Origin of the sequence: Klebsiella sp. C283, from assembly GCF_048822555.1 — a bacterium.
In the GTDB taxonomy this organism is placed as follows: Bacteria; Pseudomonadota; Gammaproteobacteria; order Enterobacterales; family Enterobacteriaceae; genus Klebsiella; species Klebsiella quasipneumoniae.
This window is the reverse complement of sequence record NZ_JBMEZS010000006.1, coordinates 307,763-331,974: the sequence shown is the minus strand read 5'-3', so window position 1 is coordinate 331,974 and position 24,212 is coordinate 307,763. Positions and strand designations below refer to the sequence as shown.

Below are 24,212 nucleotides of genomic sequence, written 5' to 3'. Positions count from 1 at the left end.
TTTAATTACTTTTTAACCATTGAGAAACATCTAACCCCACCATCCGGCCATTTCCTGAGATAATCCACTTCACTTCGTGACAGGAGTCACCGTTTTTTTCGTCATTCTGCGGAATGTCGAGATACGTAAATCTATGAGCCTGGTCGCGGTCAATACCCGGTAATAAACCCTACAATTTACAGCAGTACATCTTGGCTAAGGAGCAGTGACATGCGCGTTAATCATGGTTTAACCCCGCAGGATCTCAAGGCTTATGGTATCAATGACGTTCAGGATATCGTCCACAACCCCAGCTACGACATGTTGTTTCAGGAAGAGCTCGACCCCAACCTGGAAGGCTACGAACGTGGCGTATTAACCAGTCTGGGTGCTATCGCCGTCGACACGGGCATTTTTACCGGTCGTTCTCCGAAAGATAAGTACCTCGTGCGCGACGACACCACCCGCGATACCGTCTGGTGGTCTGATAAAGGCAAGGGTAAAAACGACAACAAGCCGCTTTCGCAGGAAACCTGGCAGCATCTGAAAGGGCTGGTGACACAGCAGCTGTCCGGTAAACGCCTGTTTATCGTCGACGCCTTCTGCGGCGCTAACGCCGATACCCGTCTCAGCGTACGTTTCATTACCGAAGTGGCCTGGCAGGCGCACTTCGTGAAGAACATGTTCATTCGCCCGAGCGACGAAGAGCTGGCGGAATTCGCGCCCGACTTCATCGTGATGAACGGCGCGAAGTGCACCAACCCGCAGTGGAAAGAGCAGGGCCTGAACTCGGAAAACTTCATCGCTTTCAACCTCACCGAGCGCATTCAGCTGATCGGCGGCACCTGGTACGGCGGCGAAATGAAGAAAGGGATGTTCTCGATCATGAACTACCTGCTGCCGCTGAAGGGCATCGCCTCCATGCACTGTTCTGCCAACGTCGGCGAGAAAGGCGATGTCGCCATTTTCTTCGGCCTCTCAGGCACCGGCAAAACCACCCTTTCCACCGATCCGAAACGCCGCCTGATTGGCGATGACGAACATGGCTGGGATGACGATGGGGTGTTTAACTTCGAAGGGGGCTGCTACGCCAAGACCATCAAGCTCTCTGAAGCGGCCGAGCCGGATATCTATCACGCCATCCGCCGCAACGCCCTGCTGGAAAACGTGGTGGTGCGCGCCGACGGCACAATCGATTTCGATGACGGTTCAAAAACCGAAAACACCCGCGTCTCCTACCCCATCGACCATATCGATAATATCGTCAAACCGGTCTCCAAAGCGGGTCACGCCACCAAAGTGATCTTCCTGACGGCCGATGCGTTCGGCGTACTGCCGCCGGTCTCCCGCCTGACCGCCGATCAGACGCAGTACCATTTCCTGTCCGGGTTTACCGCCAAACTGGCCGGCACCGAGCGCGGCGTGACCGAACCCACGCCAACCTTCTCCGCCTGCTTCGGCGCCGCCTTCCTGTCGCTGCACCCGACGCAGTACGCCGAAGTGCTGGTCAAACGTATGCAGGCGGCTGGCGCGCAGGCTTATCTGGTCAATACCGGCTGGAACGGCACCGGCAAGCGAATCTCGATTAAAGATACCCGCGCCATCATCGACGCCATCCTCAATGGCTCGCTGGACAACGCGGAGACCTTTACCCTGCCGATGTTTAATCTGCAGATCCCGACGGCGCTCCCGGGCGTGGATACCAAGATCCTCGATCCGCGCAGCACCTATGGTTCCCCGGAGCAGTGGCAGGAAAAAGCCGACCAGCTGGCGAAGCTGTTTATTGAGAACTTTGAGAAGTATACCGATACGCCAGCGGGCGCCGCGCTGGTGGCGGCAGGGCCGCAGCGCTAACGGACGCAGAGATGAAAAAGCCGGGCTTGCCCGGCTTTTTATTGCGCAACGTTTTGACCAGCCAACCGCGGGCGCGATCAGCTCTCTTTGGCCGGTTTCATCGGCGTCAGCACCCGGTGCACCGGCAGCCAGGCGCGGATCAGTAACCCGCCGCGTTCGCTGGAGCCAATCTCCAGCCGGCCGTTGTGATTGTCGATAATACGCTGAACAATCGCCAACCCCAGCCCGGTTCCGCTGGTGCTGCGGGCGCTGTCGCCGCGCACAAACGGCTGAAACAGGTGCTCCCGCTGCTCAGGTTTAATCCCCGGTCCGTCATCTTCAACCTGGAACCAGGCCCGGCTCGCTTCGCTGCCGCTGCTGACCTTGATCCAGCCATTGCCATAGCGGGCCGCGTTGACCACCATATTCGCCAGCGCGCGCTTGATAGACAGAGGATGCATGCGTACCGGAATTTCGCCGGCCTGCAGGGCGGTGGCGATCTCCCGCTCATAGCCGCTCTCCGCAGCGATCACTTCCCCCAGCACCGCATTCAGATCCGCCAGCTCCAGCGGCATCTCCTGCCCGGTGCGCAGGTAGTCGATAAACTGCTCGATAATGGCGTTGCACTCTTCGATATCTTTGTTGATCGACTCCGCGAGATAGCCGTCCTGCTCGCCCATCATCTCAGTGGCCAGACGAATGCGGGTCAGCGGAGTACGTAAATCATGGCTGACCCCGGCCATCAGCAGCGTACGGTCGTCGGCCAGCTGCTTCACGCCCGCGGCCATGTGGTTGAAGGCGCGGGTCACCGATCGCACCTCAGAGGCGCCGTACTCGCGCAGCGGCGGCGGGATGATGCCGCGCCCGACCTGCAGCGCCGCATGCTCCAGATCCACCAGCGGGCGGTTCTGAATACGGATAAACAGCCAGGCGCCGCCTATCGCCAGCAGCATGATCGCCAGGGTATAGCGGAACAGCGGCGAGAAGTCGCCCTGATGGATCTCGGTCAGCGGCACCCGCACCCAGATATTGGGCGACAGCCAGGTCTTCAGCCACACCACAGGGGAGCTTTTATTGACCTCCACCCGCACCTCAGTGGGGCCGCCAAGCTGATGAGCCATCTGCTGGCTCAAGAATTCATAATGCTGCGCCCAGCGCAGGCCTGCGTCTTCCGCCGCTTCATTGGAATAGAGCGAAATCCCCAGCTCGCGATAAATTTCACGACGAAACGCCGGGGGCACCACCAGTTGGGTGCCATCCTCCAGCTGCAGCTTATCGGTCATCAGCATACGCACTTCGTAGGCCAATACTTTATTAAACTGCTGGAGGCTCGGCAGGATCGCGAAATTCAGTACCACCAGATAGGTCGTCACCAGGCTGACGAACAGCAAGGTGACGATCAGGAGCAGCGTGCGAGCAAAGGAGCTGCGCGGCGAAAAGCGCACGCGTTTCATGCCTTAGAACCGTCCGGGACGAAGACGTAGCCCAGACCCCAGACGGTCTGGATATAGCGCGGATGCGCCGGGTCCTCTTCCACCATGCGGCGCAGGCGGGAGATCTGTACGTCGATGGAACGCTCCATCGCAGAGTATTCGCGGCCGCGAGCGAGGTTCATTAACTTATCGCGCGACAGCGGCTCACGAGGATGGCTCACCAGCGCCTTCAGGACCGCGAACTCGCCGCTGGTCAACGGCATCGGCTCGTCTTCACGGAACATTTCGCGGGTGCCCAGGTTCAGTTTGAATTTACCAAAGGCGATAACCGCCTCTTCCTGCGACGGCGCGCCCGGCAGCTCGTTCGCCTGACGGCGCAGCACCGCCCGGATGCGGGCCAGCAGTTCGCGCGGGTTGAACGGCTTCGGAATATAGTCGTCAGCCCCGATCTCCAGGCCCACGATCCGATCGACCTCTTCGCCTTTCGCCGTCACCATAATGATCGGCATCGGGTTGCTCTGGCTGCGCAGACGGCGGCAAATCGAGAGACCATCTTCCCCGGGCAGCATCAGATCCAGCACCATCAGGTGGAAGGATTCGCGGGTTAACAGACGATCCATCTGTTCGGCGTTCGCCACGCTACGAACCTGGAAGCCCTGCTCGGTCAGATAACGTTCGAGCAGCGCACGCAGGCGCATGTCGTCATCCACAACCAGAATCTTATAATTCTCTTGCATTGTTTGTACTCCCAAAGGTTCACTGCAATAGTCAGTGCGTATTCTCAAAAAAGCCCGGCGCGCTCACCAGCTAAATCTGGTATACATTCCAGGCTAAATTGTTACAAAGCATATTTAACAGCAGGTTAAGTATACATTTAATCATAAGACACAGTATTTATCCTGTCGGTATTATTGCGCGCTGCAAATTGTGCGCAACGACAGACTGTCAGAAGGTTGAACTCACGATGAAAACGCCGCTGATCACCCGCGAGGGATATGAAAAACTGAAGCAGGAGATGGACTACCTGTGGCGCCAGGAGCGCCCGGAAGTGACCAAAAAGGTGACCTGGGCCGCCAGCCTTGGCGACCGCAGCGAGAACGCGGATTACCAGTACAACAAAAAGCGCCTGCGCGAGATCGATCGCCGGGTCCGCTATCTGACCAAATGTCTGGAACAGTTAAAGATCGTCGATTACTCCCCGCAGCAGGAGGGCAAAGTCTTCTTCGGCGCCTGGGTAGAAATTGAAAACGATGAAGGCGATATCAAGCGCTTTCGCATCGTCGGTTACGATGAAATTTTTGGCCGCAAAGACTATATCTCCATCGACTCGCCGATGGCGCGCGCGCTGTTAAAAAAAGAGGTCGGCGATCTGGCCATCGTTAACACGCCGGCGGGGGAAGCCAGCTGGTATGTCAACGAGATCGAATACGTAAAATAGACAAGAACTTTCCGAGAGACGCCGGGCGCGGCTGGCATTTTCAGCCGCCAGTCCGTATAACTAGTCCCTGTTTTTTGACCCTAAAGATGAATTAAAAGCCATGATGAATGATTCGCTCTGCCGCATTATTGCGGGTGAACTTCAGGCCAGAGCCGAACAGGTAGAAGCTGCCGTTCGCCTGCTTGATGAAGGGAACACCGTGCCGTTTATTGCACGATATCGTAAAGAAGTCACCGGCGGTCTGGATGACACGCAGCTGCGTAATCTGGAAACCCGCCTCGGCTACCTGCGCGAACTCGAAGACCGTCGTCAGGCGATCCTCAAATCCATCGCTGAACAGGGCAAACTGACCGACGCGCTGGAAAAAGCCATCAATACCACGCTCAGCAAAACCGAACTGGAAGACCTCTACCTGCCGTACAAGCCGAAGCGCCGTACCCGCGGACAGATCGCCATCGAAGCCGGGCTGGAGCCGCTGGCTGACCTGCTGTGGAACGAACCGTCCCACGATCCGGAAACGGAAGCCGCAAAATATATTGACGCCGATAAAGGCGTGGCCGACAGCAAAGCGGCGCTGGATGGCGCGCGCTATATTCTGATGGAGCGTTTTGCCGAAGACGCCGCGCTGCTGGCGAAGGTCCGTGACTATCTGTGGAAAAACGCCCACCTGGTCTCCACCGTCGTCAGCGGCAAAGAAGAGGAAGGCGCCAAATTCCGCGACTACTTCGATCACCACGAACCGATCGCCGCCGTGCCGTCGCATCGCGCGCTGGCGATGTTCCGCGGCCGCAATGAAGGCGTCCTGCAGCTCTCTTTAAACGCCGACCCGCAGTTTGACGAGCCGCCGAAAGAGAGCCACGGCGAGCAGATTATTATCGACCACCTGGGCCTGCGCCTGAACAACGCCCCGGCGGACAGCTGGCGTAAAGGCGTCGTCAGCTGGACCTGGCGGATCAAAGTCCTGATGCACCTCGAAACCGAGCTGATGGGCACCGTGCGCGAGCGCGCCGAAGACGAAGCCATTAACGTCTTCGCCCGCAACCTGCACGACCTGCTGATGGCCGCGCCCGCCGGGCTGCGCGCCACCATGGGCCTTGATCCGGGCCTGCGCACCGGGGTGAAAGTAGCCGTGGTTGACGGTACCGGCAAACTGGTGGCGACGGACACCATTTACCCCCACACCGGCCAGGCCGCCAAAGCGGCCGTCGCCGTCGCCGCGCTGTGTGAGAAGTACAACGTTGAGCTGGTGGCCATCGGCAACGGTACCGCCTCGCGTGAAACCGAGCGTTTCTTCCTCGACGTGCAGAAGCAGTTCCCGAAGGTCACCGCCCAGAAGGTGATCGTCAGCGAAGCCGGGGCTTCCGTTTACTCCGCCTCCGAGCTGGCGGCGCAGGAGTTCCCGGACCTCGACGTGTCGCTGCGCGGCGCGGTCTCCATCGCCCGCCGTCTGCAGGATCCTCTGGCCGAGCTGGTGAAAATCGACCCGAAATCCATCGGCGTCGGTCAGTATCAGCACGATGTCAGCCAGACCCAGCTGGCGCGCAAGCTGGACGCGGTGGTGGAAGACTGCGTGAACGCCGTCGGCGTTGACCTGAACACCGCCTCCGTGCCGCTGCTGACCCGCGTTGCCGGCCTGACCCGCATGATGGCGCAGAACATCGTCGCCTGGCGCGACGAGAACGGCCAGTTCCAGAACCGCCAGCAGCTGCTGAAGGTCAGCCGTCTGGGGCCGAAAGCCTTTGAACAGTGCGCCGGCTTCCTGCGTATCAACCACGGCGACAACCCGCTGGACGCCTCCACTGTTCACCCGGAAGCCTATCCGGTGGTCGAGCGCATTCTGGCCGCCACTCAGCAGGCGCTGAAAGATCTGATGGGCAACAGCAGCGAGCTACGGAACCTGAAAGCCGTCGATTTCACCGATGATAAATTTGGCGTGCCGACGGTTTCCGACATTATCAAAGAGCTGGAAAAACCGGGCCGCGATCCGCGTCCTGAGTTCAAAACCGCCCAGTTCGCCGACGGCGTGGAGACTATGAACGACCTGCTGCCGGGGATGATCCTCGAAGGCGCGGTGACCAACGTCACCAACTTCGGCGCGTTTGTTGATATCGGCGTTCACCAGGACGGCCTGGTGCATATCTCTTCCCTTTCGAACAAGTTCGTTGAAGACCCGCATACGGTGGTGAAAGCGGGCGACATCGTGAAGGTCAAGGTCATGGAAGTCGATCTGCCGCGTAAGCGTATCGCCCTGACCATGCGTCTCGACGAGCAGCCGGGCGACAGCAACGCCCGCCGCGGCGGCGGTCAGGATCGCCCGCAGGGCAATCGCCCGGCCGCGAAAGCCGCCAAACCCCGCGGTCGCGACGCGCAGCCTGCCGGCAACAGCGCGATGATGGATGCCCTCGCCGCGGCGATGGGTAAAAAACGCTAATCCCTCCCTGCCCCTTTTCAGGGGCAGTTTTCCTTTTCATTGTCACTGACCTATAGCCGCCTTTTCGCGCAAATGGCTCTCAGTTATTTCTGATAACCTGCATTTATTCCGCGCCGGGCAGATAGCGAAATTAATATTTTCATTTCGTTAACTTAAGAAACCTTAATTAAACATTAGAGCGACGAAATAATATTTCGCATATTTTCGATCACAGGCGGACTTTGCGGCATATCAATAAAAAGGTGAATTTCACTTTAAAAATGGCATAAAGCGCATCATATGTATTGATGATAAAAACCATTCTCATTATCATCGCTTGCAGAATGTTTTTTCTTTTTCGTTGGCTACGGTCCCCGGCGCAACTGCCTCCAGGCGTCCGGAAAATTCTTCTTCGGTTAGCGATAGACAAGTAGGCCCTATGCAATTCACACCTGATAGTGCGTGGAAAATTACCGGATTTTCCCGCGATATTAGCCCAGCATACCGTCAGAAATTGCTCTCCCTCGGCATGCTGCCCGGATCCTCTTTTCATGTGGTGCGCGTGGCGCCGCTCGGCGATCCTGTTCATATTGAAACCCGACGCGTCAGTCTGGTATTACGCAAAAAAGATCTCGCCTTAATCGAACTGGAAGCGGTTGCACAATAACGGCTGACCCGGCACAAGAGTTTGAAATATGAAAAAATTAACCGTTGGTTTAATTGGTAATCCTAATTCCGGCAAGACTACCCTGTTTAATCAGCTGACCGGCGCCCGCCAGCGCGTGGGCAACTGGGCCGGGGTCACCGTTGAGCGTAAAGAGGGCGTGTTCGCCACCACTGACCACCAGGTCACGCTGGTCGACCTCCCGGGAACCTACTCTCTGACCACCATCTCTTCGCAAACCTCGCTGGACGAGCAGATCGCCTGCCACTACATCCTCAGCGGCGACGCCGACATGCTGATTAACGTGGTCGACGCCTCCAACCTCGAGCGAAACCTCTATTTGACGCTGCAGCTGCTCGAGCTGGGGATCCCCTGCGTCGTGGCGCTGAACATGCTGGATATTGCCGAAAAGCAGCAGGTGCGTATCGATATCGATGCCCTCGCCGCACGCCTCGGCTGCCCGGTCATTCCGCTGGTTTCGACCCGCGGACGCGGGATCGAAGCGCTGAAGATTGCCCTCGACCGTCATCAGGCGAACAGCGATATCGAGCTGGTCCACTATCCACAGCCGCTGCTGCGCGAAGCCGACCTGCTGGCGCAGCAGATGTCAGCGCAGATCCCGGCCCGGCAGCGGCGCTGGCTCGGTCTGCAGATGCTGGAGGGCGACATCTACAGCCGGGCCTATGCCGGCGACGCCGCCGATAAACTGGATATCGCCCTGGCGAATCTCAGCGACGAGATCGACGACCCGGCCCTGCATATCGCTGACGCGCGCTATCAGACCATCGCCGCCATTTGCGACGCCGTCAGCAACACCCTGACCGCCGAGCCGAGCCGTTTCACCGCGGCGATGGACAAAGTGATCCTCAACCGCTTCCTCGGGTTGCCGATTTTTCTCTTTGTTATGTACCTGATGTTCCTGCTGGCCATCAACATCGGCGGCGCGCTGCAGCCGATTTTCGACGCCGGCTCGGTCGCGGTCTTTATTCACGGTATTCAATGGCTGGGTTACACCCTGCACTTCCCGGACTGGCTGACCGTCTTCCTCGCCCAGGGGATCGGCGGCGGTATCAACACCGTACTGCCGCTGGTGCCGCAGATCGGCATGATGTATCTGTTCCTCTCCTTCCTCGAGGACTCCGGCTACATGGCGCGCGCCGCCTTTGTCATGGACCGCCTGATGCAAGCTCTCGGCCTGCCGGGGAAATCCTTTGTCCCGTTGATTGTCGGTTTCGGCTGCAACGTGCCGTCGGTGATGGGCGCCCGCACCCTCGACGCCCCGCGCGAACGTCTGATGACCATTATGATGGCGCCGTTTATGTCCTGCGGCGCGCGGCTGGCGATCTTCGCCGTCTTCGCGGCCGCCTTCTTTGGTCAGAACGGCGCGCTGGCGGTCTTCTCGCTCTACGTGCTGGGCATTGTGATGGCCATTCTCACCGGCCTGATGCTGAAGCACACCATTATGCGCGGCGAAGCCTCGCCGTTCGTGATGGAGCTGCCGGTGTACCACGTCCCGCATATTAAGAGCCTGATTATCCAGACCTGGCAGCGCCTGAAAGGCTTTGTGCTGCGCGCCGGGAAGGTGATCGTCATTGTCAGCATCTTCCTCAGCGCGCTGAACAGCTTCTCGCTGAGCGGTAAGGTCGTCGACAACATCAACGACTCCGCGCTGGCCTCGGTGAGCCGGGTCATCACTCCGCTGTTTAAGCCGATCGGCGTGCATGAAGATAACTGGCAGGCCACCGTGGGCCTGTTTACCGGCGCAATGGCGAAGGAGGTGGTGGTCGGTACGCTGAACACCCTCTATACCGCCGAAGATATCCAGAACGAGGAGTTCAATCCGCAGACCTTCAGCCTCGGCGAGGAACTGCTGGCCGCCGTCGACGAAACATGGCAGGGACTGAAAGACACCTTCAGCCTCAGCGTCCTGGCCAACCCCATCGAAGCCAGCAAAGGCGATGGCGAAATGGCCACCGGCGCGATGGGCGTGATGGGCAGTAAATTTGGCAGCGCCGCGGCGGCTTACAGCTACCTGATCTTCGTTCTTCTCTATATCCCCTGCATCTCGGTGATGGGGGCCATCGCCCGCGAATCGAGCCGCGGCTGGATGACCTTCTCCATTCTGTGGGGACTGAATATCGCCTATTCGCTCTCGACGCTCTACTACCAGACCGTCAGCTTTAGCGACCATCCGCGCTACAGCCTGGTGTGTATCCTGGCGGTGATATTGTTCAACGTGGTGCTCTTCGGTCTGCTGCGTCGGGCGCGCAGCCGGGTTGACGTCTCGCTGCTGGCCACCCGGAAAACGCCGGCCTCCTGCTGTTCCAGCCCGGCTGGCGATTGCCACTAAGGAGGATCTGTGGCGTCGTTAATGGAAGTCCGCGATATGCTGGCCCTGCAGGGCCGCATGGAGGCGAAACAGCTCAGCGCCCGCCTGCGGACGCCTCAGCCGCTGATTGACGCCATGCTCGAACGCATGGAAGCCATGGGTAAGGTGGTACGGATCAGCGAAACCAGCGAGGGCTGTCTCTCCGGCAGCTGTAAAAGCTGTCCTGAAGGGAAAGCGGCGTGCCAGCAGGAGTGGTGGGCGCTGCGATGAAGGGAGTAAGGCCTGCCAGCGCCACGGGATAAAACGAGTGCGACAGCAGAGAAAAACGGGCCAGCAGGCCCGTTTTTATGACTGGATTATTTATACACGTCAGCGTTAGCGTGAACGGTTTTTTCGTTTTTCTGCCCGGCAATCACCACAAAGTATTTTCCACCCAGCTCATCGGCTTTTTTCGACAGATCGCGTCGGGCGTCCATCGGCGAGGTCGTCCTTGAGGTCGTGATGCTGCCGACCTTGGTCAGATTCATCTTCGCCACGTCCTCTTTTTGGATCTCTTTCGCTGCGAATGCGCCAAAAGACAGACAGCCAATCACCAGAGATGCAACCATTCCTGTAACAAGTTTCATAGCCTCTACTCTCCATTAGGTTGTTATTTTAGGTCACGGTGGCGGAATGAAATAATCAACCACCGTAACAACCTAAGTATTGCTGTGAATGGCCCTTTTACCATGGCGCGGCAAAAAAAATTACCCCAGCCGTTTTTTCAACGCCAGCAGCGGCTCGCAGAAGGCCGCGGGATGGGAAACAAACGGCGCATGCGCTGCCTTGTCAAAGAGAATTGACTCACTATCCGGCCATAGCTTATCCAGCAGCGGGACAATCTTGCGCGGCACCAGCCCGTCCAGCCGACCGTACAGCCGCAGAAACGGCATCGGCAGTCCGACCAGCGCCTGACGCAGATCGACGGTTCTGAGGATCTCCAGACCGCCGTTCAGCGCCTCAGCGGAAGGCATCGGCAGCGAGAGCACCGCCTGCTTTAACGCCCGCGCATCCTGACGAGCGCTCTCCGTTCCCATGGTTTGCAGGGCGAGGAACCGCTCGACGGTACGCTGGAAATCCTCGCTCAGCTGCTGCTGAAATCCGGCCAGCACCTCCGGCTTGATGCCCGGCCAGTCCTCATGGGCCGCGAAACAGGGGGAAGAGGCGACCGTTACCAGCGCCTGCACCCGTTGCGGGCACCTTATCGCTATCTGGCTGGCCACCAGCCCGCCCAGGCTCCAGCCCAGCCACACCGCCTGAGGCGGAGCCTGCTCCAGCACCCGCTGCGCCATCGCCTCCAGCGACATCGCCCCAAACCCGCCGCTACGGCCATAGCCCGGCAGGTCCACCAGGTGAAGGGTAAAATGCGAAGCCAGCTGCGGCGTGATGCAATCCCAGACCTGAGCGTTCAGCCCCCAACCGTGCAGCAGCACAAGATGACAATCACCTTCGCCGATTGTTTGCCACCAGATGTCGTTCATCCGTTACCGTTCTCTTTTTTACTGGACAGAAGGCCAAATATGCTAACAGCACACAGCTTATGCTGGCTATGCCAAATGCCGCTGGCGGTCGCCCGCTGGGGGATCTGCTCTCGCTGCAGCCGCGCCCTGCTCGCCTGCCCCCCGCTCTGCCCGCAGTGCGGCCTGCCGTCGGCAATGTCCCGGCATCCCTGCGGCCGCTGCCTGCAAAAGCCGCCTCCCTGGCATCGGATGGTAGCGGTCAATGACTATTGTCCGCCGCTGAGCGATCTGGTGCGGCAGCTGAAGTTTCACCATCGTCCGGAACTGGGCCCCGCCCTGGCGCGCCTGCTGCTGCTGCGCCTTAAACAGCGTGACGATTTGCCGCCGGTAGACGCGCTGGTCGGCGTGCCGCTGGGGCATCGCCGCCGCTGGCGCCGGGGTTATAATCAGTGCGATGAGCTGTGCCGACCGTTAGCCCGCTGGCGTGGGTGCGTCTGGCGTCGCGACGGCCTGACGCGCCAGCGAGCGGGCGCCGTGCAGCATTCGCTTAATGCCCGCCTGCGCAGGCAGAACCTGAAAAATGCCTTTCAGCTTGAATTTGCCGTGCAGGGACTCCATATCGCTCTGGTGGATGATGTCGTCACGACCGGCAGCACCGTCGCCGAGATATCCCGCCTGCTTTTGCGAAACGGCGCCGCGACGGTTCAGGTATGGTGTGTATGCCGTACCTTGTAGACCCCCGCTGATGGGCGTATTATAACCCAGTAAAATAGTCAACTATTAGGCCAACGCTATGATCCGTATTTCCGATGCTGCACAAGCGCACTTTGCCAAACTGCTGGCAAATCAGGAAGAAGGGACGCAAATTCGCGTATTTGTGATTAATCCCGGCACCCCAAACGCTGAGTGCGGCGTATCCTACTGCCCACCGGATGCGGTGGAAGACACCGACACGGCGCTGAAATTTGAACAGCTGACCGCCTATGTCGATGAGCTCAGCGCGCCCTATCTGGAAGACGCTGAAATTGATTTCGTCACCGACCAGCTTGGCTCGCAGCTGACCCTGAAAGCGCCGAACGCCAAAATGCGCAAAGTCGCTGACGATGCCCCGCTGATGGAGCGCGTCGAGTACCTGCTGCAGTCGCAGATTAACCCGCAGCTGGCCGGGCACGGCGGCCGCGTGTCGCTGATGGAGATCACCGACGACGGTCTGGCTATCCTGCAGTTCGGCGGCGGATGCAACGGCTGCTCGATGGTCGACGTGACCCTGAAAGAAGGTATTGAAAAACAGCTGCTGAACGAGTTTCCGGAGCTGAAAGGGGTTCGCGATCTGACCGAGCACCAGCGCGGCGAGCACTCCTACTACTAAGCCTTCCCTCCGGCGGCAGCCTGTCGCCGGCTCTCCTTTCTCCTTTCTGTGTTACCGCGCAACATCTCCCGCTAAACGACCGGCAAAAACCGGGGAAAGAGTATGACTTAAGTCTCATATTTAACATTTTCCCCCGCCAGGTGATTCTCAACCCTCACATGTTACCCGTATCATCCCCTTCAGGCGCCACCGGCAAAAAAATAGCCAGCTATCCTTTCTCTGGGTAAGGATAATGCAAGCGTTTACGGTGCCAGACTATTTTGCTCCCTGACGGAGCGAATGTTGTAAAGGTTGAAACTTTGACGTTACCCATAACAAATTAAGGCCAGGTAAATCATGCCATTAATCATCGTTGCTATCGGGGTTGCCCTGTTATTGCTGTTAATGATCCGTTTCAAAATGAACGGCTTCATTGCGCTGGTTCTGGTGGCGCTCGCCGTCGGATTAATGCAGGGTATGCCGCTGGATAAAGTGATCGTCTCCATCAAGAACGGCGTCGGCGGTACCCTTGGCAGCCTCGCGCTGATCATGGGCTTCGGCGCTATGCTCGGTAAGCTGCTGGCAGACTGCGGCGGCGCTCAGCGTATCGCCACCACGCTTATCAATAAATTCGGTAAGAAGCATATTCAATGGGCCGTGGTCCTGACCGGCTTCACCGTCGGTTTCGCCCTGTTCTATGAGGTGGGCTTCGTGCTGATGCTGCCGCTGGTGTTTACCATCGCCGCCTCGGCCCGTATTCCGCTGCTGTACGTCGGCGTACCGATGGCCGCCGCGCTCTCCGTCACCCATGGCTTCCTGCCGCCGCACCCGGGTCCGACCGCGATCGCCACCATCTTCCACGCCGATATGGGTAAAACGCTGCTCTACGGCACCATTCTGGCTATCCCGACGGTTATTCTCGCCGGCCCGGTTTTCGCCCGATTCCTGAAAGGCATTGATAAGCCGATCCCGGAAGGCCTGCATAACCCGAAAGTGTTCACTGAAGAAGAGATGCCTGGCTTTGGCGTCAGCGTCTGGACCTCGCTGGTTCCGGTGATCCTGATGGCGATGCGCGCCGTTGCCGAGATGATCCTGCCGAAGGGCCACGCCTTCCTGCCGATTGCCGAGTTCTTCGGCGACCCGGTCATGGCCACCCTGATTGCGGTACTGATCGCGCTGTTCACCTTCGGTTTGAACCGCGGCCGCTCCATGGAGCAGATCAACGATACCCTGACCTCTTCGATTAAAATCATCGCCATGATGCTGTTGATCATCGGCGGCGGCGGCGCCTTCAAACAGGTGCTGGTGGATAGCGGCATGGATAAATATATCGCTTCTATCATGCACGAATCGAATATGTCTCCGCTGTTTATGGCCTGGTCCATCGCCGCGGTGCTGCGTATCGCGCTGGGTTCGGCGACCGTTGCCGCCATCACCGCGGGCGGGATCGCCGCGCCGCTGATCGCTACCACCGGCGTCAGCCCGGAGCTGATGGTTATCGCGGTCGGCTCCGGCAGCGTTATCTTCTCCCACGTGAACGATCCGGGCTTCTGGCTGTTCAAAGAGTACTTTAACCTGACCATCGGCGAGACCATCAGGTCCTGGTCGGTGCTGGAAACCATTATCTCGGTCTGCGGCCTGGTAGGCTGTCTGCTGCTGGGGATGGTGGTGTAAGGTTACTCCCGCCATAGAAAAAGGCCGGTCCGCATCATGCGGACCGGCCTTTTTTATCGGACATACTCTTCGCCGCGCTGAGGTGCGCGCGGCGGGGAGTCATCAGGAGGCGGCTTTTTTGCTCGCCGCTTTGCGCCGTTTATCCAGATCCTTAATCAGCTTATTGACTTGTTCATCGGCAAACATCTGCTCAAGGGTGACGGACAGCTTCCGGCGCCAGTTCGGGTACTCAGTGCTGGTGCCCGGAATATTGACCGGCGACGCCATCTCCAGCCAGTCTTCCGGCTGCAGGCCCAGCAGGGCGCTGTTGCTGTCGGCAATATAACGTTGCATCCCCCGGTTGAGGATCCCCGTCATGCTCATCAGGGAGGCCTTATGGCCGGCACGCTTGGGCAGACAGCCGTACTTATGCAGCGCATCCAGCAGCCCTTGCTTCGCCAGCTCACGGTCCTGGTACAGCCCGCGCAGCACCACCTCATCAGGATAGAGACCCAGCGCTTTGCCTAACGTCAGATCGCCGCTTTCCCAGTAGCCGCGGAGGGTGGGCAGGTCGTGCGTCGTCGCCACAGCCATTGATTGCTCCGGGTACAGCGCCGGCGCGCGGAACGTTTTCTCTGCATCACTCTCAAAATAGAGCACCTTATACGAATAGACGCCGCTGTTGCGTAACTTGCTGACGATCTCCACCGGTACCGTGCCCAGATCTTCGCCGATCACCATGCAGCGATGACGCTGGCTTTCCAGCGCCAGAAGCGACAGCAGGTCGTCGACGGGATACTGAACGTAAGCGCCATGGTCGGCGGTTTCACCATAGGGGATCCACCACAGACGCAGCACCGACATCACGTGATCGATACGCAGCGCGCCGCAGTTCTGCATATTGGCGCGCAGCAGGTCGATAAACGGCTCATAGGCGCGAGCGGCAATAATATGCGGATCCATCGGCGGTAGGCCCCAGTTCTGGCCCAGCGGGCCCAGAATATCCGGCGGCGCGCCCACGGACGCTTTCAGACAGTACAGCTCACGGTCGCACCAGGTCTCCGACCCGCCTTCGGCGACGCCCACCGCCAGATCGCGGTAGAGGCCGATCGGCATCCCGTCGCGCTGGCTGGTTTCCCAGCAGGCGGCAAACTGGCTCCAGGCCAGCCACTGCAGCCAGAGATAGAAACTGACGTCGTCCTCATGCTCGACGCAGAAGGCTTTCACCTCCGGGCTGTCGATATCCTGAAAGGCCTTCGGCCAGGCCGGCCAGCCCCAGCGCAGCGGGTCCTGTTGAACCTGCCAGGCGTGCAGCGCATCGAAAGCGGCCTGCCAGTAGAGGCTTTCCCCTTCGCGCAGAACAAACTCGCGGAACGCCGTCATCTGTTCATCTTCACGACGGGAGAATCGTTTCCACGCCATACGCAGCGCGGTCATTTTCAGCGTGGTGACGGCGGTGTAATCCACATCATCCGTTTGCCGCGCCGCCTGCAAGGCCTGCTGGGTCGCAGCGGACTGCCACCACGCCTGCGCCTCTTCGCTACGCTGGAAATCTTCAACCGCGTTGACGTCGATGTAGATGACGTTCAGCCAGCGCCGTGAAGACGGGCTATACGGACTGGCGCTCTCCGGGTTCGCCGGATAGAGGGCATGGATCGGGTTGAGGCCAATAAACGACCCGCCGCGGCGGGCGATTTCCGGGAGCATGGCGCGCAGATCGCCAAAATCGCCGATCCCCCAGTTTTTCTCCGAACGCAGGGTATACAGCTGCACGCAGGTGCCCCACAGCTTTTTCCCCTCTTTCAGCGGCTGCGGCTCATAGCAGCGGGCCGGGGCGACGATGGTCCGGCAGTGCCAGCGCTCCCCCTCCTGGGTCAGCGTCAGGGAGTGATACCCCTCCGGCAGTCTGGCCGGCAGTGGCAGCGTCTCGCCGCCGCGGGTTTTACCCTGATACTGCTTACCGTCCTCAGTGGTCAGGATCCACTGATACTCACCGCGTCCTGCCACCGGCAGCGACATTTTTTTGCCGTGGGTGAAGATCTTCACGTTCGGCAGCGGGTTAACCGCCACTTTCGTGGCGGCGGTTGAGCGATGCATCGCATCCAGCAGACGCTGTTTGGTGGCAGCCGCGATAGACTGCGGCTTGCCGTGCGCGTTGATATAGCTGGGGCTGATGCCCGCCGCCAGCGCGGCATTATCGAGGCGTTTACTCTCCATAGGCCTTCCTTTAGCGTTTCGCCTGCCAGATACGTTGCTGATAATCGCGGATCGAGCGGTCGGAGCTGAACATGCCGCAGCGCGCAGTGTTGAGGATTGTCGCGCGGGTCCAGGCCTCCTGGTCGCGATACAGCTCATCTACCCGTTTTTGCGCCGCCACGTAGGCCTCGAAATCGGCCAGCACCAGGTACGGGTCGCCGCCCTGCAGCAGACTATGCAGCATCTGGTCGAAGGCATGCTTATCGCCGTTGCTATAGGTGCCGTTCTCCAGCTCCTTAAGCACTGCATCGAGCAGTTTGTCTTTTTTACGCCATTTCAGCGGATCGTAGCCTTTTGCTTTCAGGGCTTTCACTTCTTCTACCGTATGGCCGAAGATAAAGATGTTCTCTTCACCGACCTGCTCGGCGATTTCCACGTTGGCGCCATCCAGCGTCCCGACGGTCAGCGCGCCGTTCAGCGCCAGCTTCATGTTGCCGGTGCCAGAGGCTTCTTTGCCCGCGGTGGAGATCTGCTCGGAGATATCCGCCGCCGGGATCAGTTTTTCTGCAGCCGATACACAATAGTCCGGCAGGAAGACCACTTTCAGCTTATCGCCGACTTTCGGGTCGTTGTTGATCGCTTCCGCTACCTTGTTGATGGCAAAAATAATGTTTTTCGCCAGATAGTAGCCCGGCGCCGCTTTCGCGCCGAACAGGAAGACGCGCGGAACGCGGTCGGCCTGCGGGTTTTCGCGGATCTCTTTGTACAGCGCAAGGATATGCAGCAGGTTGAGGTGCTGACGCTTGTACTCGTGCAGACGTTTGATCTGAATGTCGAAAATCGCCTGCGGGTTGATCTCAATCCCGGTACGTTGCTTCACAAACTCAGCCAGATGAACTTTGTTGGCCTGCTTGATATCGCGATAAGTCTGACGGAATGCCGCATCGTCAGCGTATTTTTCCAGATTGATCAGCTGGTCGAGGTCATTGGCCCACTCTTTTTTCAGCGTCTCATCCAGCAGCGTGGCCAGCGCCGGGTTGCACTGCTTGATCCAGCGGCGCGGCGTGATGCCGTTGGTCACGTTATGGAATTTGTTCGGCCACAGCTGGTTATATTCCGGGAACAGATCTTTCACCACCAGGTCCGAGTGCAGCGCCGCCACGCCGTTGACGGCAAAACCGCCCACCACGCACATGTTGGCCATCCGCACCTGCTTGTCATGCACCACCGCCAGTTTCGCCCAGACCTGCTTATCGCCCGGCCAGGTTTTGTCCACCAGCAGTTTAAATTTGTCGTTAATCGCGTTGATGATCTGCATATGGCGCGGCAGCAGCGCTTTCACCAGCTTCTCATCCCAGCACTCCAGCGCTTCCGGCATCAGGGTATGGTTGGTGTAAGCAAAGGTTTTGCTGGTGATCGCCCAGGCGTCGTCCCAGCTCAGCTGGTGTTCGTCGATCAGCACGCGCAGCAGTTCCGGGATGGCGATGGTCGGGTGCGTATCGTTCAGCTGGATCACTTCGTAATCCGCCAGCTCGGCCAGCTTGCGACCTGCCAGATGATGACGACGCAGGATATCGGCCACTGAGCAGGCGCACTGGAAGTACTGCTGCATCAGGCGCAGTTTTTTACCGGCCTGATGGTTGTCGTTCGGGTACAGCACCTTAGTCAGTTTTTCCGCGTCGATGCCCTGCTGCTCGGCGCGCAGGAAATCGCCGTCGTTGAATTTGGTCAGGTTAAACGGATGGGCGTGTTTGGCCTGCCACAGACGCAGCGGCTGGGCGACGTTGTTGCGATAGCCGAGCACCGGCAGATCCCAGGCTTCGCCGGTAATGACGAACGCCGGCTGCCATTCGCCGTTTTTGCTGACTTTGCCGCCGATGCCGACCTGGACATCCAGCGCCTCGTTATGGCGGAACCACGGGTAGCTGCTGCGACCCCAGTCGTCCGGGGCTTCCTTCTGCTGGCCATCGTCAAAGGATTGGCGGAACAGACCATACTGGTAATTGAGGCCGTAGCCGGTCGCCGACTGCCCCACGGTCGCCATGGAGTCGAGGAAGCAGGCTGCCAGACGGCCCAGGCCGCCGTTACCCAGCGCCGGGTCGGTCTCTTCTTCCAGCAGATCGGTGAGGTTGACGTCATAGCCTTTCAGCGCGTCGCTCACGCCCTCGTACCAGCCCAGGTTGAGCAGGTTGTTGCCGGTCAGGCGACCAATCAGAAACTCCATCGAGATGTAGTTAACGTGACGTTGTCCTTGCGCTGGTTTTGCCACCGGCTGCGCCGACAGAAGTTCCGCCAGCGCTCCGCTGACGGCGCGCCACCATTGACGCTGCGTCATCTCGGAAGCGGACTGTAAACCAAAACGCTGCCACTGACGCGTCAGTGCAGCCTGAAACTGAGCTTTGTTAAATGAAGTCTGTGACATAATGAGATCCGGGTCCTTTACTAAAACGATGGCGCTAGTGTGCCGACCTCCCGATTCATCGTCCTCATCCCGACGGGGATTAGACAGGGAGGAGTACCGGGGATGAGCGAAAAGTGTGATCCTGGCCACTATAGTGTGGGTGAGAAGGCCAAAATATGCTGTAAAAATCACCGCTGTATGACAGTCGAGATGTCACCTGTGCAGGGTAAAAATTTGTTACAGGCCACTACGCGGCAAAACGCTTCCCGCCTTTCGCCTGGTTATTAAAAAAATGAATTGCGACCTCCGGGAAAATAAGCACATTTCATCACATTAATCCGCAAAAAAGATTACTTCTAAGAAATCACTGACAATAATTTAATAAAAACAAACAACTACTCCCGATATAAAATAAATCTCTCCCCGCTCCGCCAGCTGCCGGCTAAAAACCGCTGAGGACGAGTCCTGCCTGCGATTTTTACCCATTCGCAACCAATGTCGAAATTTGTGACATAGAGCAAATTCAAGAGCATAAACTTCGGACATAACTTGCAATAAATTTCATAATCACCGACCTTATTAGATATTAATTACGAAGCGCAAAAAAAATCGCAACCTCTCTCTTGCACAGCGAAATGTAGAACTATGTTGATTCCGTCCAAATTAAGTCGTCCGGTCCGCCTTGAACACACCGTGGTTCGTGAGCGTTTACTGGCGAAACTTTCCGGCGCGAACAATTATCGTCTCGTGCTGATCACCAGTCCTGCCGGGTACGGTAAAACAACGCTCATTTCTCAGTGGGCCGCAGGTAAAAACGATCTTGGGTGGTTTTCGCTGGACGAAGGCGACAACCAGCAGGAGCGTTTTGCCAGCTATCTGATCGCGGCGATCCAGCAGGCCACCGGCAACCACTGCGCGGCCAGTGAAGCGATGGTGCAAAAGCGCCAGTACGCCAGCCTCTCCTCTCTTTTTGCGCAGCTGTTTATTGAACTCGCCGACTGGCAGCGCCCGCTGTACCTCGTCATTGATGATTATCACCTGATCAATAATCCGGTGATCCATGACGCGATGCGCTTTTTCCTGCGCCATCAGCCGGAGAATATGACCCTCGTGGTCCTGTCGCGGAACCTGCCGCAGCTGGGTATTGCCAACCTGCGCGTCCGCGATCAGCTGCTGGAGATTGGCAGCCAGCAGCTGGCCTTTACCCACCAGGAAGCGAAACAATTTTTCGACTGTCGTCTGACGTCGCCTATCGAAGCCGACGACAGCAGTCGGCTGTGCGACGACGTCGCCGGGTGGGCCACCGCGCTGCAGCTCATCGCCCTCTCCGCCCGCCAGAATAACTCCTCCGCCCAACACTCCGCCCGTCGCCTCGCCGGGATTAACGCCAGCCATCTGTCGGATTATCTGGTGGATGAAGTGCTGGATAACGTCGACGCCCGCACGCGCAACTTTTTGCTGAAGAGCTCTCTGCTGCGCTCAATGAACGACGCGTTAATCGTGCGCGTCACCGGCGAAGAGAATGGCCAGATGCAGCTGGAGGAGATCGAACGTCAGGGGCTGTTCCTGCAGCGGATGGATGATTCCGGCGAATGGTTCCGCTATCACCCGCTGTTTGGCAGTTTCCTGCGCCAGCGCTGTCAGTGGGAGCTGGCGGTTGAACTGCCGGAGATCCACCGCGCCGCGGCGGAGAGTTGGATGGCGCAAGGCTTCCCCAGCGAGGCCATCCACCATGCGCTGGCGGCCGGCGATGCCAAAATGCTGCGCGATATCTTGCTCAATCACGCCTGGGGCATGTTTAACCATAGCGAACTGGGTCTGCTGGAGCAGTCGCTGTCGGCGCTGCCCTGGTCAAATTTGCTGGAAAATCCGCGCCTGATCCTGCTGCAGGCCTGGCTGATGCAGAGCCAGCATCGCTACAGCGAAGTCAACACCCTGCTGGCGCGCGCCGAGCAGGAGATGAGCGTCGAAATGGATATCGCGATGCATGGCGACTTCAACGCCCTGCGCGCGCAGGTGGCGATTAACGACGGCGATCAGGACGAAGCGGAACGTCTGTCGATGGTGGCGCTGGAAGAGCTGCCGCTGGCCAACTATTACAGCCGCATCGTCGCCACCTCAGTACATGGCGAAGTCCTCCACTGTAAGGGGAAACTGACCAAATCTCTCGCCGTGATGCAGCAGACCGAACAGATGGCCCGCCGTCACGACGTCTGGCATTACGCCCTGTGGAGCATCATTCAGCAAAGCGAAATTCTGTTCGCCCAGGGCTTCCTGCAGGCCGCCTGGGAGAGCCAGGAGAAAGCCTTCCATCTGGTACGCGAACAGCATCTTGAGCAGTTGCCGATGCATGAGTTCCTGCTGCGCATCCGCTCTCAGCTGCTGTGGGCATGGGCGCGCCTCGACGAGGCTGAAGCCTGCGCCCGCCAGGGGATGGCGGTTCTCTCAACTTATCAACCGCAGCAGCAGCTGCAGTGCCTGGCGCTGATGGTACAATGCTCGCTGGCGCGCGGCGATCTGGATAATGCCCGTAGCCACCTGAACCGGCTGGAAAACCTGCTCGGTAACGGTCACTACCACAGCGACTGGGTCTCCAACGCCGACAAGGTGCGGGTGATCTACTGGCAGATGACCGGCGATAAAACCGCGGCGGCCAACTGGCTGCGCCAGACGCCGAAGCCGGAATTCGCCAATAACCACTTCCTGCAGAGCCAGTGGCGCAATATTGCCCGCGCGCAGATCCTGCTGGGCGATTTCGAACCGGCGGAAATGGTGCTGGAAGAGCTGAACGAAAATGCGCGCTCACTGCGTTTGATGAGCGATCTCAACCGCAACCTGCTGCTGCTCAACCAGCTGTACTGGCAGGCAGGACGCAAGAGCGAAGCGCAGAAAGCCCTGCTGGAAGCCCTGACGCTCGCCAACCGCACCGGCTTTATCAACCACTTTGTGATTGAAGGCGAGGCGATGGCCCAGCAGCTGCGCCAGCTGATCCAGTTGAACACCCTGCCGGAGCTGGAGCAGCATCGCGCCCAGCGTATTCTGCGCGACATCAACCAGCATCATCGCCACAAATTCGCCCACTTTGACGAAGGGTTCGTCGAGCGGCTGCTGAATCACCCCGAGGTGCCGGAGCTTATCCGCACCAGCCCGCTGACCCAGCGCGAATGGCAGGTGCTTGGCTTAATCTATTCCGGCTACAGCAACGAGCAGATTGCCGGCGAGCTTGACGTGGCGGCCACCACCATCAAGACCCATATTCGCAACCTGTATCAGAAACTGGGCGTCGCCCACCGTCAGGACGCGGTGCAGCATGCCCAGCAGTTGCTTAAGATGATGGGATACGGCGTCTGACGACGCCGTTGTCGCTTAGCACAGCTCGAGCTGGAGGTTGTTATCGGTGATGACCTTGAGCACGCCCGCTGGGGGCAGCACATCGGTATAGACCGCATCGACCATGCTGATGCTGCCCATGTTGACCATCGCGTTACGGCCAAACTTGGTATGATCCACCACCAGCATCACGTGGCGTGAATTCTCAATAATCGCGCGCTTGGTGCGCACTTCATGATAATCAAACTCCAGCAGCGAGCCATCGCTGTCGACGCCGCTGATGCCGAGAATGCCGAAGTCGAGACGGAACTGCGAGATAAAGTCGAGGGTGGCTTCCCCGATGATCCCGCCATCGCGGCTGCGCAGTTCGCCGCCGGCGAGAATAATGCGGAAGTCCTCTTTCACCATCAGCGTGTTGGCGACGTTCAGGTTATTGGTCACAATCCGCAAATCGTTGTGATCGAGCAGGGCGTGCGCCACCGCTTCCGGCGTGGTGCCGATATCGATAAACAGCGTCGCCCCGTCCGGGATCTCGCTGGCCACCCGCCGGGCGATACGCTCTTTCTCCGCCGTCTGGGTCGCTTTGCGATCGTGCCAGGAGGTGTTCACCGAGCTGGAGGGCAGCGCCGCGCCGCCGTGATGACGGAGGATCATTTTCTGTTCGGCTAAATCGTTCAGGTCGCGGCGGATGGTCTGCGGGCTGACCGCGAACTGCTCAACCAGCTCTTCCGTGCTGACGTAACCCTGTTTTTTTACCAGCTCGATAATGGCGTCATGACGTTGTGTTTGTTTCATGAAATATCCCTGGAAAAATGTCGCCTACCCGACCCCTGTCGGTAAGTCTTTATGCGCGTTTTCGCCCATGCAAGGTATCGACAAACGCCATCGCCAGGCCGGTCGCCAGACCAGCCACGTGCGCGCCGTTGGCGATCGCCATGCCGAAAACGTCAAACCAGCCAGCAATTAACCACACTAAAGAGAAGAGTATCAACCCGCGCTGCAGATAAATACCGCTCTGCGGATCGCGCTCGCCCCGCAGCCAGACATAGCCCATCAGCGCGTAAACCACGCCCGACAGCCCGCCAAACCACGGGCCGCTAAACTGGTGCTGCACAAAGCCGCTCAGCAGGGCGCTGATGACGGTGATCACCACCAGCTTGCCGCTGCCGATGCGCTTTTCCACCGCGCCGCCGAGATACCACCACCATAGCAGGTTGAAGAGAATATGCATCAGCGAGAAATGCATGAAAGCATGGCTGAAATAGCGCCAGGCTTCGAACTGCAGCGAAGGATCGTAGGGCCAGGCCAGCCAAATCATCACCGGCTGATCGCCCAGCAGATTTTGCAGGATGAACACCGCGATGCAGATCAGCAGAATCGCCCAGGTGAACGGGCCGGCGTTATGCCGCAGCGTGGCAAAGAAAGGAAAGCGCTGATAGCGCAACCCGCTGTTGGTCTGTCCGGACTGCCAGCTCGCCGCCAGATAGCGCGGGTCCGCCGGGTTTTCGAGAAAACGCGCCAGCTCAGCCCTGACGCGCCCGGCCTGACTCTCATCAGCCAGCCAGACGTCGCTCTGGGTGTGCTGCTGGATAGTCAGGATAATCCCCTGCGTCGCCATATAATCGACAAACGCCTGGGCCACGCGCGGGTTGGCAAAAGAGGTAATCATTAACATGCAGCGAATCGCTTATTCCACACA

General features: G+C 58.7%; 18 protein-coding genes. 10 read left to right on the top strand and 8 right to left on the bottom strand.

Annotated elements, in window-relative coordinates:
* Positions 1-210: 210 nt before the first annotated feature.
* Complete coding sequence (gene pckA, locus ACOI7Z_RS14260) at positions 211-1,833, top strand: phosphoenolpyruvate carboxykinase (ATP) (RefSeq protein WP_087848952.1); 1,623 nt, start codon at positions 211-213, stop codon at positions 1,831-1,833.
* A 77-nt stretch (positions 1,834-1,910) separates the two neighbouring features.
* On the opposite strand, the gene envZ is transcribed toward pckA, so the two are convergent.
* Both envZ and ompR read right to left on the bottom strand, forming a co-directional pair.
* Positions 1,911-3,266, bottom strand: a complete 1,356-nt coding sequence (envZ, locus tag ACOI7Z_RS14255; RefSeq protein WP_023291203.1) for a two-component system sensor histidine kinase EnvZ — start codon at positions 3,264-3,266, stop codon at positions 1,911-1,913.
* The gene (gene ompR / locus ACOI7Z_RS14250) at positions 3,263-3,982 is read right to left on the bottom strand and encodes a two-component system response regulator OmpR (protein ID WP_001157751.1); all 720 of its coding nucleotides are present in this window, start codon (positions 3,980-3,982) and stop codon (positions 3,263-3,265) included. The genes envZ and ompR overlap by 4 nt, the downstream gene beginning before the upstream one ends.
* 227 nt (positions 3,983-4,209) lie before the next feature.
* Here ompR and greB point away from each other — a divergent pair, with 227 nt between their 5' ends.
* The 5 genes from greB (at position 4,210) to feoC (ending at position 10,356) form a co-directional block, all read left to right on the top strand.
* Positions 4,210-4,683, top strand: coding sequence for a transcription elongation factor GreB (gene greB / locus ACOI7Z_RS14245; RefSeq protein WP_002920503.1), 474 nt, complete (start codon positions 4,210-4,212; stop codon positions 4,681-4,683).
* 100 nt (positions 4,684-4,783) lie between these two features.
* Positions 4,784-7,114, top strand: coding sequence for a Tex family protein (locus ACOI7Z_RS14240; RefSeq protein WP_048335460.1), 2,331 nt, complete (start codon positions 4,784-4,786; stop codon positions 7,112-7,114).
* Between the two features lie 418 nt (positions 7,115-7,532).
* Positions 7,533-7,760 (top strand): ferrous iron transporter A, encoded by a 228-nt coding sequence (gene feoA / locus ACOI7Z_RS14235; RefSeq protein WP_002920506.1) that lies wholly within the window; start codon positions 7,533-7,535, stop codon positions 7,758-7,760.
* A gap of 28 nt (positions 7,761-7,788) precedes the next feature.
* The gene (gene feoB, locus ACOI7Z_RS14230; RefSeq protein WP_032454235.1) at positions 7,789-10,107 is read left to right on the top strand and encodes a Fe(2+) transporter permease subunit FeoB; all 2,319 of its coding nucleotides are present in this window, start codon (positions 7,789-7,791) and stop codon (positions 10,105-10,107) included.
* 9 nt (positions 10,108-10,116) lie between these two features.
* Positions 10,117-10,356 (top strand): [Fe-S]-dependent transcriptional repressor FeoC, encoded by a 240-nt coding sequence (gene feoC / locus ACOI7Z_RS14225; RefSeq protein WP_004202151.1) that lies wholly within the window; start codon positions 10,117-10,119, stop codon positions 10,354-10,356.
* Between the two features lie 86 nt (positions 10,357-10,442).
* Here the strand turns inward: feoC and ACOI7Z_RS14220 are convergent, their stop codons facing one another.
* On the bottom strand, positions 10,443-10,712 hold the full coding sequence (locus tag ACOI7Z_RS14220) for a YdgH/BhsA/McbA-like domain containing protein (RefSeq protein WP_004202149.1): 270 nt from the start codon (positions 10,710-10,712) through the stop codon (positions 10,443-10,445).
* A gap of 120 nt (positions 10,713-10,832) precedes the next feature.
* Positions 10,833-11,606, bottom strand: a complete 774-nt coding sequence (gene bioH / locus ACOI7Z_RS14215; protein WP_023291206.1) for a pimeloyl-ACP methyl ester esterase BioH — start codon at positions 11,604-11,606, stop codon at positions 10,833-10,835.
* A gap of 39 nt (positions 11,607-11,645) precedes the next feature.
* On the opposite strand from bioH, the gene gntX reads away from it, so the two are divergent.
* The 3 genes from gntX (at position 11,646) to gntT (ending at position 14,607) form a co-directional block, all read left to right on the top strand.
* A complete protein-coding gene (gene gntX, locus ACOI7Z_RS14210) occupies positions 11,646-12,320 on the top strand; it encodes a DNA utilization protein GntX (RefSeq protein WP_065883147.1) in 675 nt (224 codons plus the stop codon).
* 58 nt (positions 12,321-12,378) lie between these two features.
* A complete protein-coding gene (nfuA, locus tag ACOI7Z_RS14205; protein ID WP_004202143.1) occupies positions 12,379-12,954 on the top strand; it encodes a Fe-S biogenesis protein NfuA in 576 nt (191 codons plus the stop codon).
* A gap of 336 nt (positions 12,955-13,290) precedes the next feature.
* Positions 13,291-14,607, top strand: a complete 1,317-nt coding sequence (gene gntT / locus ACOI7Z_RS14200) for a gluconate transporter (RefSeq protein ID WP_008806999.1) — start codon at positions 13,291-13,293, stop codon at positions 14,605-14,607.
* A 102-nt stretch (positions 14,608-14,709) separates the two neighbouring features.
* On the opposite strand, the gene malQ is transcribed toward gntT, so the two are convergent.
* Both malQ and malP read right to left on the bottom strand, forming a co-directional pair.
* Entirely contained in the window at positions 14,710-16,803 is a 2,094-nt protein-coding gene (gene malQ, locus ACOI7Z_RS14195; protein ID WP_087848951.1) for a 4-alpha-glucanotransferase, read from the bottom strand.
* Between the two features lie 10 nt (positions 16,804-16,813).
* Entirely contained in the window at positions 16,814-19,204 is a 2,391-nt protein-coding gene (malP, locus tag ACOI7Z_RS14190; protein ID WP_023291209.1) for a maltodextrin phosphorylase, read from the bottom strand.
* A 624-nt stretch (positions 19,205-19,828) separates the two neighbouring features.
* Here malP and malT point away from each other — a divergent pair.
* Positions 19,829-22,534: an HTH-type transcriptional regulator MalT gene (gene malT, locus ACOI7Z_RS14185; RefSeq protein WP_065883149.1), complete on the top strand. Its 2,706-nt coding sequence runs from the start codon at positions 19,829-19,831 to the stop codon at positions 22,532-22,534.
* A gap of 15 nt (positions 22,535-22,549) precedes the next feature.
* Here the strand turns inward: malT and ACOI7Z_RS14180 are convergent, their stop codons facing one another.
* Both ACOI7Z_RS14180 and glpG read right to left on the bottom strand, forming a co-directional pair.
* A complete protein-coding gene (locus tag ACOI7Z_RS14180; RefSeq protein WP_002920548.1) occupies positions 22,550-23,308 on the bottom strand; it encodes a DeoR/GlpR family transcriptional regulator in 759 nt (252 codons plus the stop codon).
* 49 nt (positions 23,309-23,357) lie between these two features.
* Positions 23,358-24,188 carry a rhomboid family intramembrane serine protease GlpG gene (glpG, locus tag ACOI7Z_RS14175; RefSeq protein WP_004151408.1) on the bottom strand — a complete coding sequence of 277 codons (831 nt, stop codon included), beginning with the start codon at positions 24,186-24,188 and terminating at the stop codon, positions 23,358-23,360.
* Between the last annotated feature and the right edge of the window lie 24 nt (positions 24,189-24,212).